Genomic DNA, 14,979 nt, shown 5'->3' with positions numbered 1-14,979 from the left:
CATGGCGCTGGTTGGCATTTATTCCTTTAACCCAACACCCCAAGGAGAACAATGTAGAAAGTCAACATCTCCGGATGGAGCATATATTGCCGAGCTGTGTCTCTTAGCGTGGGTTCCGGGCGGAGATTCCCGGTATGTAGGTCGTGTGTACCGCGCGCAAACCGGAAGGTTGTTAGCTCAACACACATTTAGCACACCTGCTCCGGAAATTTCATGGAATAGCTACGACGATGTCTACGTGTCCTTTTCAAAAGGAGACGGTGGTGATGACTCTGTATACATATCGCTACCGCCACCTCTGATCGATCGGCTTCTAGCAGTACGTCCGCACCTGTAAAACCGCAGTGCCAATCTGATCGGTAGTCGTCACATGGATACAGACACATTCTATTGCAGGGCAATGGCCGCGCCATTCCCGGCCTGCAATCCTTTTCGCTTCTATTTCCCGATACAAAACCTGCTGAAAATCACCCCCAGCAGATCATCCGACGTGAACTCCCCGGTAATCGCATTGAGCTGTTCCTGCGCGAGCCTCAACTCCTCGGCAAACAGATCGAGCGACTGCGCCCTTTGCTCCGCGTGATCCGCCGCCTGCGCCAGATGCGCCTGCGCGGCCCGCAACGCGATCAGGTGCCGCTCGCGCGCGAGATACACGCCTTCGGCCCCCGCCTGCCACCCGGCGATCCGCAGCAGCTCCGCGCGCAGCATGTCGATCCCGTCGCCGCGCTTGGCCGACAGATGCACCTCGGTCAGATCGCCTTCCGCCGCCGGATGCTCGACGCAAGCCGGCACACCGGTCAGATCCGTCTTGTTCAGCACGCGCACCACCGGCACGCCGCCCGGAAACCGCGCCGCGATCACCTCGTCATCCGGCGTCAGCCCCGTGCGCGAATCGAGCAGATGCAGCACGACGTCCGCGCGCTCGATCTCGCTCCACGTGCGCGCGATACCGATCCGCTCGACCTCATCCTCCGTCTCGCGCAACCCGGCCGTATCGATGATGTGCAGCGGAATCCCTTCGACCTGGATCGTCTGCGCGACCTTGTCGCGCGTCGTGCCCGCGATCGGCGTGACGATCGCCAGCTCCGCGCCGGCCAGCGCGTTCAGCAGCGACGACTTGCCGACGTTCGGCTGCCCCGCGAGCACGACCGACAACCCTTCACGCAACAACGCACCCTGCCGCGCATCGCCGAGCACGTGCGCGAGCTGCGCGCGGATTTTCGCGAGCTTGCCGCGCGCATCGGCCGCTTCCAGGAAGTCGATCTCCTCTTCCGGAAAATCGAGCGTCGCCTCGACCAGCATCCGCAGCGTGATCACGTCGTCGACGAGCGCATGGATCTGCCGCGAGAACGCGCCGTCGAGCGAACGCCCGGCCGAGCGCGCCGCGGCTTCGGTGCTCGCCTCGATCAGGTCGGCAACGGCTTCGGCCTGCGCGAGGTCGAGCTTGTCGTTCAGGAACGCGCGCCGCGTGAACTCGCCCGGCTCCGCGAGCCGCAGCCCGAAGCCGCGCCCCGCATCCAGGCAGCGCTGCAGCAGCAGCTGCATCACGATCGGCCCGCCATGCCCTTGCAGCTCGAGCACGTGCTCGCCGGTGTACGAATGCGGCGCAGGGAAATACAGCGCGATCCCGCGGTCGAGCGGCGCGCCGTGCTCGTCCAGGAACGGCACGTAGCTCGCGTGACGCGGCGCGAGTTTCTGCCCGCACAACGCGTCGATCAACGGCAACGCAGCCGCCTCGCCGCCGCGCCCGAACGACACGCGGACGACCCCGATGCCGCCCCGTCCGGCAGCAGTGGCAATGGCGACGATCGGATCGGAATCGGTAGCGAGCATGGGAATCGGATGAATCGGGTGATCGGACAGTGAGTGGTGCGCCCGCGCAACAGTTCGGGCATTGGAACGCCGGCATTGTAGCGTGCCGGCATACATGCCATCGGGCGCCATGCGGGATTCGGACACACTCGAATTTATCCCACCGGGGATAAGCCGAGTATCAGCCCTGCGCGATAACACAGCCATCGTTTCGGACGAGTATGCCTACCGGGGCGGCCCGACGCTTCGTCCCTCAATTTCATTGCGCATCCTGCGCAAGGCCGGGATTCGTCCGAACAAGATACGTTTATCCCATATGGTTGTCTGAAACGCATCGGTGGAATTGCACAATCTCCCCCATGCCGACATCCGAAGAAAAAGCCGCGTTCTCGGAACGCCTGAAATTCGCCCTGCGGCGCAGCCCGGAGAAGGTCACCGGCGCGACGGAGCTTGCGAACCGATTCAATCTGCGCCATCGCGGAACGCATCCCGTTTCACCGCAAACCGCGCACAAGTGGCTGACGGGCCGCACGATTCCGACATCGGACAAACTCGAAACGCTCGCCGAATGGTTGCGCGTCGAGCTGCACTGGTTGCATTACGGGCCATCGCCGAGCGTGATCGAACACACGACGCCGCAACCGCTGCCGCGCGACGAACGCTATCCGCCGACACCCGAGACGATCGAACTCGCGTCGAAGATCGAGTCGCTGTCTCCGCATCAGCGTTACCTCGTTCAGGAGCTGGTCGAGCAGTTCTACGGCGAACCGAAAATCGAAGCGAAGAAAGCCTGACCGGGCACGGCACGCGCGCCGCCGCCCGAAAACAAAAAGCCGCATGGGCGAACCATGCGGCTTTTTTTCATGCAGCGCGGGCGGCGAACCACCCGCGCGTGCCCAAGGGCGTCAGGCCGGTTTCTTCTTGGCCCCGCCAAGCTTGCGCGTGATGTAGTACTGCTGCGCGATCGACAGCACGTTGTTCACGACGTAGTACAGCACGAGGCCGGCCGGGAAGAAGAAGAACATCACCGAGAACGCGATCGGCATGAACTTCATCATCTTTGCCTGGACCGGGTCCGGCGGCGTCGGGTTCAGGCTCGTCTGCACGTACATCGACACGGCCATCAGCACCGGCAGGATGAAGAACGGATCGCGCTGCGACAGGTCGTGAATCCAGAGAATCCACGGCGCGCCGCGCATTTCGACCGACGCGAGCAGCACCCAGTACAGCGAGATGAACACCGGGATCTGGATCACGACCGGCAGACAGCCGCCGAACGGATTGACCTTCTCGGTCTTGTACAGCTCCATCAGCGCCGAGTTCATCTTCTGCGGATCGCTCTTGAAGCGTTCGCGCAGCGCCTGCATGCGCGGCGTGATTTCCTTCATGCGCGCCATCGACTTGTAGCTCGCGGCCGACAGCGGGAAGAACACGGCCTTGATCAGCAGCGTGAGCAGCACGATCGACCAGCCCCAGTTGCCAACGTAGCTGTGGATCTTCTCGAGCAGCCAGAACAGCGGCTTCGCGATGATCGTCACCCAGCCGTAGTCCTTCACGAGTTCCAGGCCCGGCGCGATACCTTCGAGCATGCGCTCTTCTTCCGGACCGGCGAACAGGCGCGCCTGCACGTCGGCCGACTGGCCCGGCGCGATCGCGGCGACCGGCTGCTTCACGCCGACGCGATACAGCGTCGGATCGATCTTTTCAGCGTAGATGTCGCGCTTCACGCCCTGCTGCGGAATCCAGGCCGACGCGAAGTAGTGCTGCACCATCGCGACCCAGCCGTTGTCGGCGGAGGTCACGTAGTCGGCCTTGTTCTTGTCGAGGTCGCTGAAGTTGATCTTCTGGAAGTGCTTCGCGTCCGTGTAGACCGCCGGCCCGAGGAACGTGTGCGAGAACATCGGCGTTTCGACGGCCGTGTTGTCGCGGACGAGTTCCATGTAGACCGTCGGCGTGACAGGCGCCGTGCCGACGTTGTCGATCTTGGTGTCGACGCCGATCACGTAGCTGCCGCGCGTGAACGTGTAGGTCTTCACGACCTTCACGCCGCCCTTCACCGGCGATTCGAACGACAGCTTCAGCGCGTTCTGGTCGCCCGCCAGCGACGTCGAGCCCGCATTGACCTGCGTGTAGACGTCGTTGTGGTTCGGGAAATCGCCGCCGAGCAGGCCCGAGCGCGCGAGGTACGTGTGGCCGGCCGTGTGGTCGAACAACGTGATGTACAGGTCGGGCTGCTTGCCGTCGCCTTGCTTCTTCAGCGTCAGCTTCGCGAGCGTGCCGCCGCGCGTGTCGATTTCGCCGTCGTACACGTCGGTCGAGAACTTCACGAGCTGCGCCTGCGCGGCCGGTGCCGTCGTCGACGGTGCGGCGCCGGCTGCGGCGGCAGGCACTTCACCTGCGGTCGTCGTCGTCGCGCCCGTGCCCGATGCGCCGCCGGCAGCGGCCGCGGGGGTCGTCTGCGTGGCGCTGGGGAAGAACATCGACGGGCGTCCATGGGACCGCTGCCAGTTGTCGTACAGCATGACAGCTGACATGAAGAAGATCACCCATAGGACGGTGCGTTTGATATCCATGCGTTGTCTCAGAGTCGATGGGACCGCGCGTCGGCTTCGCCGCGAGCGCGAGTGTCGGAGTTGGGCGGCGGGACGAGGTCGATGCCGCCCGCGGAAAACGGATGGCATCGGCACACGCGCCTGACGGCGAGATACGTGCCGCGCGCGGCGCCATGATACTGGATTGCCTCGCGCGCGTAATCCGAACAGGAAGGATAAAAACGGCAACGGTTGCCGAGCATAGGGCTCACGGCAACCTTGTAGAAGCGCAGCAAGGCGATCAATACCGTTTCCATACCTTGGGCGGCGCCGTTCGGCGCCGCGTCAAAACCGGCCGGGCAGGCGCGAACGCCGCACCGGGCACGGATGCGTCACTCGGACGCGGGCTTCGACGCACGGCGGGCGATCTCCCGGACTGCCCTGTCGAGCAGTTCGCGGATCTCGGCCGCACACATCGCCGCGAGCGGGGCGGAAGCCGCGCTCGGCAGCGCTTTCTTGTCGAAGCGCGTGTGCTGCCGCAGCAGCAGGTCGTAACCGGCGAATTCGGTCCGGCGCAAGCGAAACGCGTCGCGCGCCAACCGCTTCACGAGATTACGCGTGACTGCACGCGGCGCATACTTCTTGCCGACGACGAGCCCCAGACGCGCGGGCTGACCGGTCGGCTTGCCGTAAATCACGAAGTGCGCGGAGCGCCGCCAGGGGCGCAAACGAAAAACGGATGAAAATTCATCCGTTTTCAGAAGTCGCGCAGCTTTCGGGAAGGCGGCTTTCGTCTGCGACGGATTCGCACCCGGCTCGACGGCACCTTCCGCAGGACTGCGGACGGCGGACACAGCGCGCAACCTGCCTTAGATGGCGAGGCGCTTGCGGCCCTTCGCGCGGCGAGCGTTGATGACCTTGCGGCCACCTGCCGTCTTCATGCGGACACGGAAGCCATGGGTGCGCTTGCGGCGCGTCACGGACGGTTGGTAAGTACGTTTCATGATGTTCTCACTTGTTCGAGAATGTCGAAATTCAGGGGACCGCGTGCCCTTAACCGGAGGCATTCGGGCGAACGCAATCGCCGGGAATACAGGATTGGTTTTCGCGGAACCCGCTATTTAAACCGTTTTTCTCTTGACGGTCAATACCTTAGGAGTCGGACGCCTGTGCCGGCCCACGCCGATCCGGCCCCGCGCCCCACAAACCCAGCCTGTGGATAAGTCCCGCTGTGGCCGCGTTTGGCGTTAGAATCTCGCCTTATCTCCAAGAATCCCGCACGCCGCTTCGGCTCCCGCCTGCCTCTGCACGACTGTGACGCAGGCGTCCGAGGCACGCTCGCACGACCGCTTCGGGCCTTGTTGCGTGACCGCGACAAGGGCGCCGGCGAGCCGCGCTGTGCATGCAAAAAACGACAGTTACTTGATGAACGATTTCTGGCAACACTGTTCCGCACTGCTGGAGCGCGAGCTGACGCCCCAGCAGTACGTGACGTGGATCAAACCCTTGGCCCCGGTGGCCTTCGATGCGTCGGCGAACACGCTGTCCATCGCCGCGCCGAACCGCTTCAAGCTGGACTGGGTCAAGAGCCAGTTTTCGGGCCGGATCTCCGATCTGGCCCGGGATTTCTGGAACGCGCCGATCGAAGTCCAGTTCGTCCTCGATCCCAAGGCAGGCATGCGCAGCGCAGCGCCCGCGACCGGCGCCGCGCCGGCTGCCCGCGCGCGCCGCTGGCCCCAAGCGGCCCGGCCGCGACGGTCGCCGCGATCGCCGCCAACCTCGCCGCGAATGCCGCTGCGGCGCCGGCCGACGTGCCGATGACGCCGTCGGCAGCCGCCGCGCATCACCTGAACGCCGACGACGCCGACATCGACCTGCCGAGCCTGCCCGCACACGAAGCGGCCGCCGGCCGCCGCACGTGGCGCCCGGGCCCCGGCGCCGCGCCGTCCGGCGGCGAAGCCGATTCGATGTACGAACGTTCGAAGCTGAACCCCGTGCTCACGTTCGACAACTTCGTGACCGGTAAGGCGAACCAGCTGGCGCGCGCCGCCGCGATCCAGGTCGCGGACAACCCCGGCATTTCGTACAACCCGCTGTTCCTGTACGGCGGCGTCGGCCTCGGCAAGACCCACCTGATCCACGCGATCGGCAACCAGCTGCTGCTCGACAAGGCCGGCGCGCGCATCCGCTACATCCACGCCGAGCAGTACGTGTCCGACGTGGTGAAGGCGTACCAGCGCAAGGCGTTCGACGACTTCAAGCGCTACTACCATTCGCTCGACCTGCTGCTGATCGACGATATCCAGTTCTTCTCCGGCAAGTCGCGCACGCAAGAGGAATTCTTCTACGCGTTCGAGGCCCTGGTCGCGAACAAGGCGCAGGTGATCATCACCAGCGACACGTATCCGAAGGAGATTTCGGGGATCGACGATCGCCTGATCTCGCGCTTCGACTCCGGCCTCACCGTCGCGATCGAGCCGCCCGAGCTGGAAATGCGCGTCGCGATCCTGATGCGCAAGGCGCAGTCGGAAGGCGTGAACCTGTCGGAAGACGTCGCGTTCTTCGTCGCGAAGCACCTGCGCTCGAACGTGCGCGAACTCGAAGGCGCGTTGCGCAAGATCCTCGCGTATTCGAAGTTCCACGGCCGCGAGATCTCGATCGAGCTGACCAAGGAAGCGCTGAAAGACCTGCTGACCGTGCAGAACCGGCAGATTTCGGTCGAGAACATCCAGAAGACCGTCGCCGACTTCTACAACATCAAGGTCGCCGACATGTATTCGAAGAAGCGTCCCGCGAACATCGCGCGGCCGCGGCAGATTGCGATGTACCTGGCGAAGGAACTCACGCAGAAGAGCCTGCCGGAAATCGGCGAGCTGTTCGGCGGGCGCGATCACACCACCGTGCTGCACGCCGTGCGCAAGATCGCCGACGAGCGCAGCAAGGACGCGCAGCTCAACCACGAGCTGCACGTGCTGGAACAAACGCTGAAGGGCTGAGCGCGCGGGCGCGCTTGATAATTCGGCATCCGCCCCAAATTAAGGGGGGCGGTTCGGTTTTGAGGCACAATACTGGTTTGACCGCCCCGGTGGAGGCGGGCCAAGAGCCCGGCCGGCGGGGCGCTGCGAGGCTGCTGCGCTGCAGGCCGTTACTCAACGAAGGAACTCTATGCAACTGGTCAAGACCGAACGAGACACCCTCCTCAGGCCGCTGCAAACGGTCAGCGGCATCGTCGAACGCCGCCATACGTTGCCGATCCTCGCCAACCTGCTGATCACCAAGAACGGCCCGGACGTTTCATTCCTGTCGACCGACCTGGAGCTGCAGATCACCACGCGCGCCGATTTCGGCGTCGGCGGCGACCAGGTGGCCACCACCGTCGCGGCCCGCAAGCTGCTCGACATCCTGCGCGCGATGCCTGACGGCCAGGTCACGCTGTCGCTCGCCGACAAGCGCCTCACCGTTCAATCGGGCAAGAGCCGTTTCGCACTGCAGACGCTGGCGGCCGACGAGTTCCCGACCGTCGCACAGGCGAAGGATTTCGGCGCCACGCTCACCGTCCCGCAGAAGTCGTTCCGCCAGCTGCTCGGCATGGTGCACTTCGCGATGGCGCAGCAGGACATCCGCTACTACCTGAACGGCATGCTGCTCGTCGTCGACGGCGACCAGCTGATGGCCGTGGCCACCGACGGCCACCGCCTCGCGTTCTCGTCGATGAAGCTCGAAGGCGGCACGTTCGGCCGCCAGGAAGTGATCGTGCCGCGCAAGACGATTCTCGAGCTGCAGCGCCTGCTCGAAGACATCGACGACACCGTCACCATCGACATCGCGCAAACCCAGGCCAAGTTCACGTTCGGCCAGGTCGAGCTCGTGTCGAAACTCGTCGAGGGCAAGTTCCCCGACTTCCAGCGCGTGATCCCGAAGGCGCACAAGAACACGTTCGAAATCGGCCGTGAAGAACTGCAGCGCTCGCTGCAACGTGCTGCGATCCTGACCTCGGACAAGTTCAAGGGCGTGCGCTGCATCATCGCGCCGGGCCAGCTGAAGATCATGTCGACCAACGCCGATCAGGAAGAGGCGCAGGAAGAACTGGAAATCGCCTATCAGGGCGACACCGTCGACATCGGCTTCAACGTCACGTATCTGCTCGACGTGCTCGCGAACCTGAAGGTCGACACCGTGCAGGTGAGCCTCGGCGACGCCAGCTCCAGCGCGCTGATTACGGTGCCCGAGAACGACGAGTTCAAGTATGTCGTGATGCCGATGCGCATCTGACGCGCACGACATCAAGACACACACCAGGGGGCGGCAAGCCCCTTTGGCGTTTTTATGGCGAACCGACAACCTGTCCTTTCGGTGCCTGACCGGCACCTTGGACGGGCCAGGAAACTGGAGCGGCCCGGCGATTTCTCTCGCTGAAACGCACCGCGCCGCCACTAGAGTGGCCTCGCAGAACCGGAAGATATCCATGAGTGAACAGCACAATTCGCAACCCGATAACAGCAGCTACGGCGCCTCGTCGATCCAGATCCTCGAAGGTCTGGAAGCGGTGCGCAAGCGCCCCGGGATGTACATCGGCGACACGTCGGACGGCACCGGTCTGCATCACCTCGTGTTCGAGGTGCTCGACAACTCGATCGACGAAGCGCTGGCCGGGTACTGCAACGACATCCACGTGACGATTCACGCCGACAACTCGATTTCCGTGACCGACAACGGCCGCGGGATTCCGACCGACGTGAAGATGAACGACAAGCACGAGCCGAAGCGCAGCGCCGCCGAAATCGTGATGACCGAGCTGCACGCCGGCGGCAAGTTCGACCAGAACAGCTACAAGGTGTCCGGCGGCCTGCACGGCGTGGGCGTGTCGTGCGTGAACGCGCTGTCGAGCTGGCTGCGCCTCACCGTGCGCCGCGGCGGCAAGAAGCGTTTCATGGAGTTCCATCGCGGCATCGCGCAGGATCGCGTGCTCGAGATGGTCGACGGCGTGGAAGTGTCGCCGATGCTGGTGACGGGTGACACCGAGAACCGCGGCACCGAAGTGCACTTCATGGCCGATCCGACGATCTTCGGCACGGTCGAATATCACTACGACATCCTCGCGAAGCGGATGCGCGAGCTTTCGTTCCTGAACAACGGCGTGCGGATTCGTTTGACCGACCTGCGTTCGGGCAAGGAAGACGATTTCGCGTTCGCCGGCGGTGTGAAGGGCTTCGTCGAGTACATCAACAAGACGAAGACCAACCTGCACCCGACGATTTTCTTCGCCACCGGCGAGAAGGACGGCGTGGGCGTCGAAGTCGCGATGCAGTGGAACGACAGCTACAACGAGAACGTGCTGTGCTTCACCAACAACATTCCGCAGCGCGACGGCGGCACGCACCTGACCGGCCTGCGGGCCGCGATGACGCGCGTCATCAACAAGTACATCACCGACAACGAAATCGCGAAGAAGGCGAAGGTCGAGACGACCGGCGACGACATGCGCGAAGGGCTGTCGTGCGTGCTGTCCGTGAAGGTTCCGGAGCCGAAATTTAGCTCGCAGACGAAGGACAAGCTGGTTTCTTCTGAGGTTCGCGCGCCGGTTGAAGAAGTCGTGGCGAAGGCTCTGGAAGAGTTCCTGCTCGAAACGCCGATCGACGCGAAGATCATCTGCGGGAAGATTGTTGAAGCTGCGCGTGCGCGGGATGCCGCGCGGAAGGCGCGTGAGATGACGCGCCGTAAGGGCGTGCTCGACGGCGTCGGCCTGCCGGGCAAGCTCGCGGACTGCCAGGAGAAAGACCCGGCGAAGTGCGAAATCTACATCGTCGAGGGTGACTCGGCAGGTGGGTCGGCCAAGCAAGGGCGTGATCGCAAGTTCCAGGCAATCCTGCCGCTGCGCGGCAAGGTGCTGAACGTCGAGAAGGCGCGCTACGACAAGCTGCTGTCGTCGGAACAGATCGTCACGCTCGTGACCGCGCTTGGCTGCGGCATCGGCAAGGACGATTACAACCTCGACAAGCTGCGCTATCACCGCATCATCATCATGACCGACGCGGACGTCGACGGTGCGCACATCCGGACGCTGCTGCTCACGTTCCTGTATCGCCAGATGCCAGACATGATCGAGCGCGGGTACGTGTATATCGCGCAGCCGCCGCTTTACAAGATCAAGGCGGGCAAGGACGAGCGGTATCTGAAGGATGACGTGGAGCTCAACGCGCACATGCTGCGGTTGGCGCTGCAAGGGTCGGAGCTGGTGCCGGGTGAGAATGCGGCCGTGATTTCCGGCGATGCGCTCGGGGAGCTGGCGCGGTCGTATCTGCTGTCGCGAAGCGTGATCGACCGGTTGAGCCGGTTGTATGACCCGGCGGCGCTCGAGGCGATCATGGATGGGGTTGCTATTGATCTCTCCAACGAGGCTTCGACGGAGGCTTCGGCGAAGGCGCTGCACGCTGCGTTGCATGATGAAGCGCTGAAGAACGAAGTGCGTGTGGTGCCTTCGTATGATCCGGTGCGCGAGCAGCGGTCGCTGCATGTCGAACGCACCCATCACGGGAATGTGCGGGTTTCGGTCATCGACCAGGAATTCCAGCACACGGCGGATTATCAGCAGCTCGTGGCCACCGCGAATACGTTCACGGGGCTTATTGGGGAAGGTGCGGTCATCAAGCGTGGTGAACGCAGCATGGCTGTGTCGGACTTCAAGAGTGCGATGAAGTGGCTGCTTGCGGATGCCGAACGGAATGTTTCGAAGCAGCGGTATAAGGGGCTGGGGGAGATGAACCCCGGGCAGCTGTGGGAAACGACGATGGATCCGACGGTGCGGCGTTTGTTGCGTGTGCAGATCGAGGATGCGATTGCCGCGGATGGGATCTTTACTACGCTCATGGGGGATGATGTGGAGCCGCGGCGAGCGTTTATCGAGTCGAATGCGTTGCGGGCGGGGAATATTGACGTCTAACTCATGGTGTAGACGTAGGGCGCCAGAGTATGTGCGACTGGCGCCACAGTTTTGCGACTGTGTGACTAAGTTATTGCGATTGCCCTACGCATTGTCGGCATCACGTCATGATGTCGCCGCGCGGACTCTTAATCCGTAGGTCGAGTGTTCGAGTCACTCTCGCCCCATCAAGGAATTCAAGCACCTGGCCCAGCCTAAACGGCTGGGCTTTTTGTTTTTTTCTTTCTGGTCTTCTGGGTTTCTGGATCTCGTGTAGCGGCGTAGGAACATTTGGGGCGCATCAATCAGCGCTGATCCATGCTGGCCAAGGTCAGGCCTTGATGATCAGATCTGCCCCCTATTGAGCCGTGACGATCGCGGCACTACCAGACTTGCATTCGACTTAAGTAAGGTTCGCCTGTATGAGTTGAGACACAAAATCGGTGTACCAAACTTTCGGCATGTTGCGCCAAATCTCGTGCGCATATCTGACCCGCGAAATATCGCCTCGCATGACCATCGCGTATAACTCGTCGTACCCTTGGACGTTAACAAAGAACTTAAGCATGTGATCGTCCAAGAAATAGAACTCGTCGTGGTCGAGACCGCGCTGCGTAGCGTCGTCCATCAACAATCCGAACAGAAAAGCCCATTCATCCTGGTCGTCACCCGCACCGAGCGGTTGCGTCAGGTCTGCCCGACCATTGGACTCTGCATGAACTCTGTTGTGGCATTCGCGACAAAGTGTGATGCCGTTTCCGGAGGCGAAACTCCCCCAAGGGTAAAGCGTTCTCCGAACAATATGGTGCGCTTGGATACCCCGTGTCGAACTACAACACACGCAACGCGACAGATCGCGCGCTTTCACAAACCTGCTCCACAAACGAAGGCACCACGCGGTCGATCGGCGCGCATCGACCGCCATTTCAAGTTTTCGCCGAAATCGCCGGAGTTCATCAAGGTCTTCCGTCAACATCTGTGGATCACCGCAATGGCTCATGCTTCACCGTTGTGTCTTTTTACGAGGCGCTATGAAATGCTGACCCTAACGTGTCGAGAGCTGCAATCTACCGCGAAAATGCTAGCCCGCTCGGACTTCAGATCAAGGATACGACTCTGGTATTGACCAACGCATCCAAATGGTCATGAAGCAACATCGGAACCGCCCCACCTGAAATCAGAACCCCAGCCTCCATGTTTTGCTCCATTGCATGACCGGTCAGGTTGGCGCTGGTGATAAAACAAATGCTACCGTCAGCAACGGCGATCTTAGAGTGGACCCGACCGTCGGAAAATGGCGCAACTCGGTCCCCCCACGCATAGAGCTTCACGGACGGGAGTAGCTTTCTCATCTTACCGATCGCATCGAACGAGATGCTTCCGCCGTGATCCAGTGATGATTCGAGCAACATCGCGATGCTCACGCCGCGTGCGCTTGCTTCGCTCAACGCCTTCACGATAGTCGAGACGTCGTAGGCCACGAAACTGGTAACGAACAAGCTTTGCCTGGCCGCACCGATGACTTGCAGTAGCGCCTGCTCCGTTCGACGAGCGGAGACGAATGGCGTCGTCGGCCCCGTCCACACGAGTTCGATAGATTGTCGCTTCGACACGTTCTCGGACGCATGGCTGGCTGCCAACAGCATAGAGGCCAACTCACCGGAATCGATCGAGGTAGCCTGCCAAACCTCGACGAGTCGGTCGACGATAGTCTTGGCCGTGGCTGTGCCGACAACATCCGACAGGGAGACGTTCGCCTTCTCGCTCCCCATCTTCCGAATCCTGCCCGCCAGCGCGCGAACCTTCTCCGGCGACACGAGACAGACCACGGCGGTGACAGCTTCCAGCAACATCTCCATGTCACAGCCCCGCGAAGAACGCAGCATTCCCTCGATCGAGGGTCTGTACTAGCAACGATCTGTCGAGGTAACGATTACCTCGCTCACACGACGTCTCGGCGACCAGACTGCATGCATGACAAGCTGCCGCGTGCAGCGAGCGGTCTTTGTCCGGATCATGTTCGGAGCAAAGCGGATCGGACGAACAGACCTTCGATCGGCTCAGCGCCTGACGAAGCAATCGACCGAGGTTTTCTGGTTTGCCAAGATCGACAAGCCCACCCAACGTTCCATCGGAATCAGCTGCTGCCGTGTAGATGAGGATGCCTGCCTGAGGGTTCGCACTCGTCACATCGGCGTAAATGCGTTCGCGGATACTCGCCGCGTTGTAACCGCACTCCAACGCCAGTTCGCGGATGAGCAGGTGCGAGAGCGTGTGGAGCATGGCATACCGGATGCCGGGGTAGCCCTCGTCAGGGTCAAGGCGACGCGAATTGCGCCATCCGCGATGACCACCCGTAAGCATGCAATTTACTTGTTTGACGCCATCGAGCGCCTCCCACTCTTGGAGCACACCTTCGTCGAACTGGATAAAGATGCCCTCGCCGTGAACTTGATTCGCAGGAACCCAATCCGGCTTGCGACGCGCAAGGCTTGCCATTTGTGGGCGCTCGTTCGGATCACTCGCCTCTTCCGGCGCCTCGACACGAGTAAAGCCCAATAAGGCGTTGACCTCGCGAAGCCTTTCCAGCAAAAGCACTCTACGGACCTGCTTTTCGAAGCCGGGTGGTGTAGACACCTTCTTGCTCATGAAGTGTGGGTAATCGACCGGCGGATTGGCGGCCGTCAGCACTTCCCACTCAGGCCCCTTGATGTCGGCCTCACCGACGACCTCCTGTCCACCGCCGTTGCGATAGGCCTCAATGGCCGACCAGATGTCTGATGCCGAGTGTTTTTCGATACCCGGAAGCCCACCCGTAACCTTAAGCGTTTGCACCACGATGGGCACCATGGCCTCAGACGTGACACTCTGAAAGACCGCCCAGCCGTCCTGAATCAACTGGCCGAGCGGATCTTCGGCCTGCGGAATTGCAAGCGCTGACAGGGTAATCGGGAACCAACTGTTCGTCGAACCTAGCAAGACTGCCCGCGCCTCCTCATCGCACTCCTCGTCGAAATGATCGAGATGTGGATGCCTACCTCGGCAGCTCGGCAAGTTTTCCTTCCCTGCCTTGCCGAAGGCATTCGCCATACTGCGCGATGCCCCGCAGGTATCACACTTTACCCACAGGTTCTCGGTCTGCAGTGACGCCCCGCTCTCGAAGAACCTCAGCGTTCCCTTACATGAGCTGTTGCCGCCGTGTACGAAATAGTGCCAGGGGAAGTCATCTAGGTGGCCGCCTCGACAGGCCAAAAGAAAACGGGCCGGGACGGCATCGGCATCCTTCGCGGGCTGACTATCCTTGGAGCCACGGCATCCCTTGTGGACGAAACGGGTTCGCTCCGGCCGGAAGCGGTTTTCCTTGATTTCGAACAGGCCAGCATCGAAAGGTGACAGCAGGCCACACTTCACGCAGCGCATCCAGCGCGGGAACGGTCGAACAGGGACGCCGATGTTTGCTTCGGCCGACCATGGATCGACAAGTTCGCTCTTCTGGAACGGTGGCATGCGCAGGCTCTCCACCTGCGGCCCAAGAACCTTACGGACGGCGGCGAGCAGGCGTGGCTCGGGAATGGGCTGGCACCTGTCTTTCTCCCATTGGTCGATGCCCAGTGTCACCACCGAAAGGCTCGGCAAATCGATCAGCGCGCCGGGTCCGTATGTCCAGAGCAGTTGGCTAGGGCGGACTTCCCCCACGGGTGTTCTATTGGTAGTCAT

Annotated in this window: 11 protein-coding genes, 1 tRNA gene and 1 pseudogene; 5 read left to right on the top strand and 8 right to left on the bottom strand. The window is 62.0% G+C overall.

The genetic code is table 11. The features are described from left to right. Positions 1 to 438: 438 nt before the first annotated feature. Positions 439 to 1,833: a tRNA uridine-5-carboxymethylaminomethyl(34) synthesis GTPase MnmE gene (mnmE, locus tag BBJ41_RS12675; protein ID WP_069746677.1), complete on the bottom strand. Its 1,395-nt coding sequence runs from the start codon at positions 1,831 to 1,833 to the stop codon at positions 439 to 441. A 338-nt stretch (positions 1,834 to 2,171) separates the two neighbouring features. Between mnmE and BBJ41_RS12670 the strand changes: the two genes are divergently transcribed. Continuing rightward, on the top strand, positions 2,172 to 2,606 hold the full coding sequence (locus tag BBJ41_RS12670) for a transcriptional regulator (RefSeq protein ID WP_069746676.1): 435 nt from the start codon (positions 2,172 to 2,174) through the stop codon (positions 2,604 to 2,606). A gap of 111 nt (positions 2,607 to 2,717) precedes the next feature. Here the strand turns inward: BBJ41_RS12670 and yidC are convergent, their stop codons facing one another. From yidC to rpmH, 4 genes are all read right to left on the bottom strand, one after another. Further along, the gene (gene yidC / locus BBJ41_RS12665) at positions 2,718 to 4,385 is read right to left on the bottom strand and encodes a membrane protein insertase YidC (RefSeq protein ID WP_069746675.1); all 1,668 of its coding nucleotides are present in this window, start codon (positions 4,383 to 4,385) and stop codon (positions 2,718 to 2,720) included. Between the two features lie 8 nt (positions 4,386 to 4,393). Next, positions 4,394 to 4,660 carry a membrane protein insertion efficiency factor YidD gene (yidD, locus tag BBJ41_RS12660; RefSeq protein WP_006750110.1) on the bottom strand — a complete coding sequence of 89 codons (267 nt, stop codon included), beginning with the start codon at positions 4,658 to 4,660 and terminating at the stop codon, positions 4,394 to 4,396. 75 nt (positions 4,661 to 4,735) lie between these two features. Then, positions 4,736 to 5,197 carry a ribonuclease P protein component gene (gene rnpA / locus BBJ41_RS12655; RefSeq protein ID WP_069746674.1) on the bottom strand — a complete coding sequence of 154 codons (462 nt, stop codon included), beginning with the start codon at positions 5,195 to 5,197 and terminating at the stop codon, positions 4,736 to 4,738. A gap of 15 nt (positions 5,198 to 5,212) precedes the next feature. Next, positions 5,213 to 5,347: a 50S ribosomal protein L34 gene (rpmH, locus tag BBJ41_RS12650; protein ID WP_004198824.1), complete on the bottom strand. Its 135-nt coding sequence runs from the start codon at positions 5,345 to 5,347 to the stop codon at positions 5,213 to 5,215. Between the two features lie 421 nt (positions 5,348 to 5,768). Between rpmH and dnaA the strand changes: the two are divergent. From dnaA to BBJ41_RS40390, 4 genes and pseudogenes are all read left to right on the top strand, one after another. Beyond that, positions 5,769 to 7,339: pseudogene (gene dnaA, locus BBJ41_RS12645) on the top strand (chromosomal replication initiator protein DnaA). A gap of 169 nt (positions 7,340 to 7,508) precedes the next feature. Beyond that, on the top strand, positions 7,509 to 8,615 hold the full coding sequence (gene dnaN, locus BBJ41_RS12640) for a DNA polymerase III subunit beta (RefSeq protein ID WP_006756934.1): 1,107 nt from the start codon (positions 7,509 to 7,511) through the stop codon (positions 8,613 to 8,615). Between the two features lie 193 nt (positions 8,616 to 8,808). After that, a complete protein-coding gene (gene gyrB / locus BBJ41_RS12635) occupies positions 8,809 to 11,283 on the top strand; it encodes a DNA topoisomerase (ATP-hydrolyzing) subunit B (RefSeq protein ID WP_069746673.1) in 2,475 nt (824 codons plus the stop codon). A 75-nt stretch (positions 11,284 to 11,358) separates the two neighbouring features. After that, positions 11,359 to 11,450 (top strand) — tRNA-Lys (locus tag BBJ41_RS40390). A gap of 215 nt (positions 11,451 to 11,665) precedes the next feature. Here the strand turns inward: BBJ41_RS40390 and BBJ41_RS12630 are convergent. The 3 genes from BBJ41_RS12630 to drmB form a co-directional block, all read right to left on the bottom strand. Next, entirely contained in the window at positions 11,666 to 12,238 is a 573-nt protein-coding gene (locus BBJ41_RS12630) for an HNH endonuclease (RefSeq protein WP_069746672.1), read from the bottom strand. A 121-nt stretch (positions 12,239 to 12,359) separates the two neighbouring features. Beyond that, positions 12,360 to 13,121, bottom strand: coding sequence for a DISARM system phospholipase D-like protein DrmC (drmC, locus tag BBJ41_RS12625; protein ID WP_069746671.1), 762 nt, complete (start codon positions 13,119 to 13,121; stop codon positions 12,360 to 12,362). 1 nt (position 13,122) lies between these two features. Next, a complete protein-coding gene (gene drmB / locus BBJ41_RS12620) occupies positions 13,123 to 14,979 on the bottom strand; it encodes a DUF1998 domain-containing protein (RefSeq protein ID WP_069746670.1) in 1,857 nt (618 codons plus the stop codon).

Source organism: Burkholderia stabilis, from assembly GCF_001742165.1.
Lineage (GTDB): Bacteria > Pseudomonadota > Gammaproteobacteria > Burkholderiales > Burkholderiaceae > Burkholderia > Burkholderia stabilis.
Note: the sequence above shows the minus strand (reverse complement) of the source record. Positions and strands in the feature narration are given on the sequence as shown.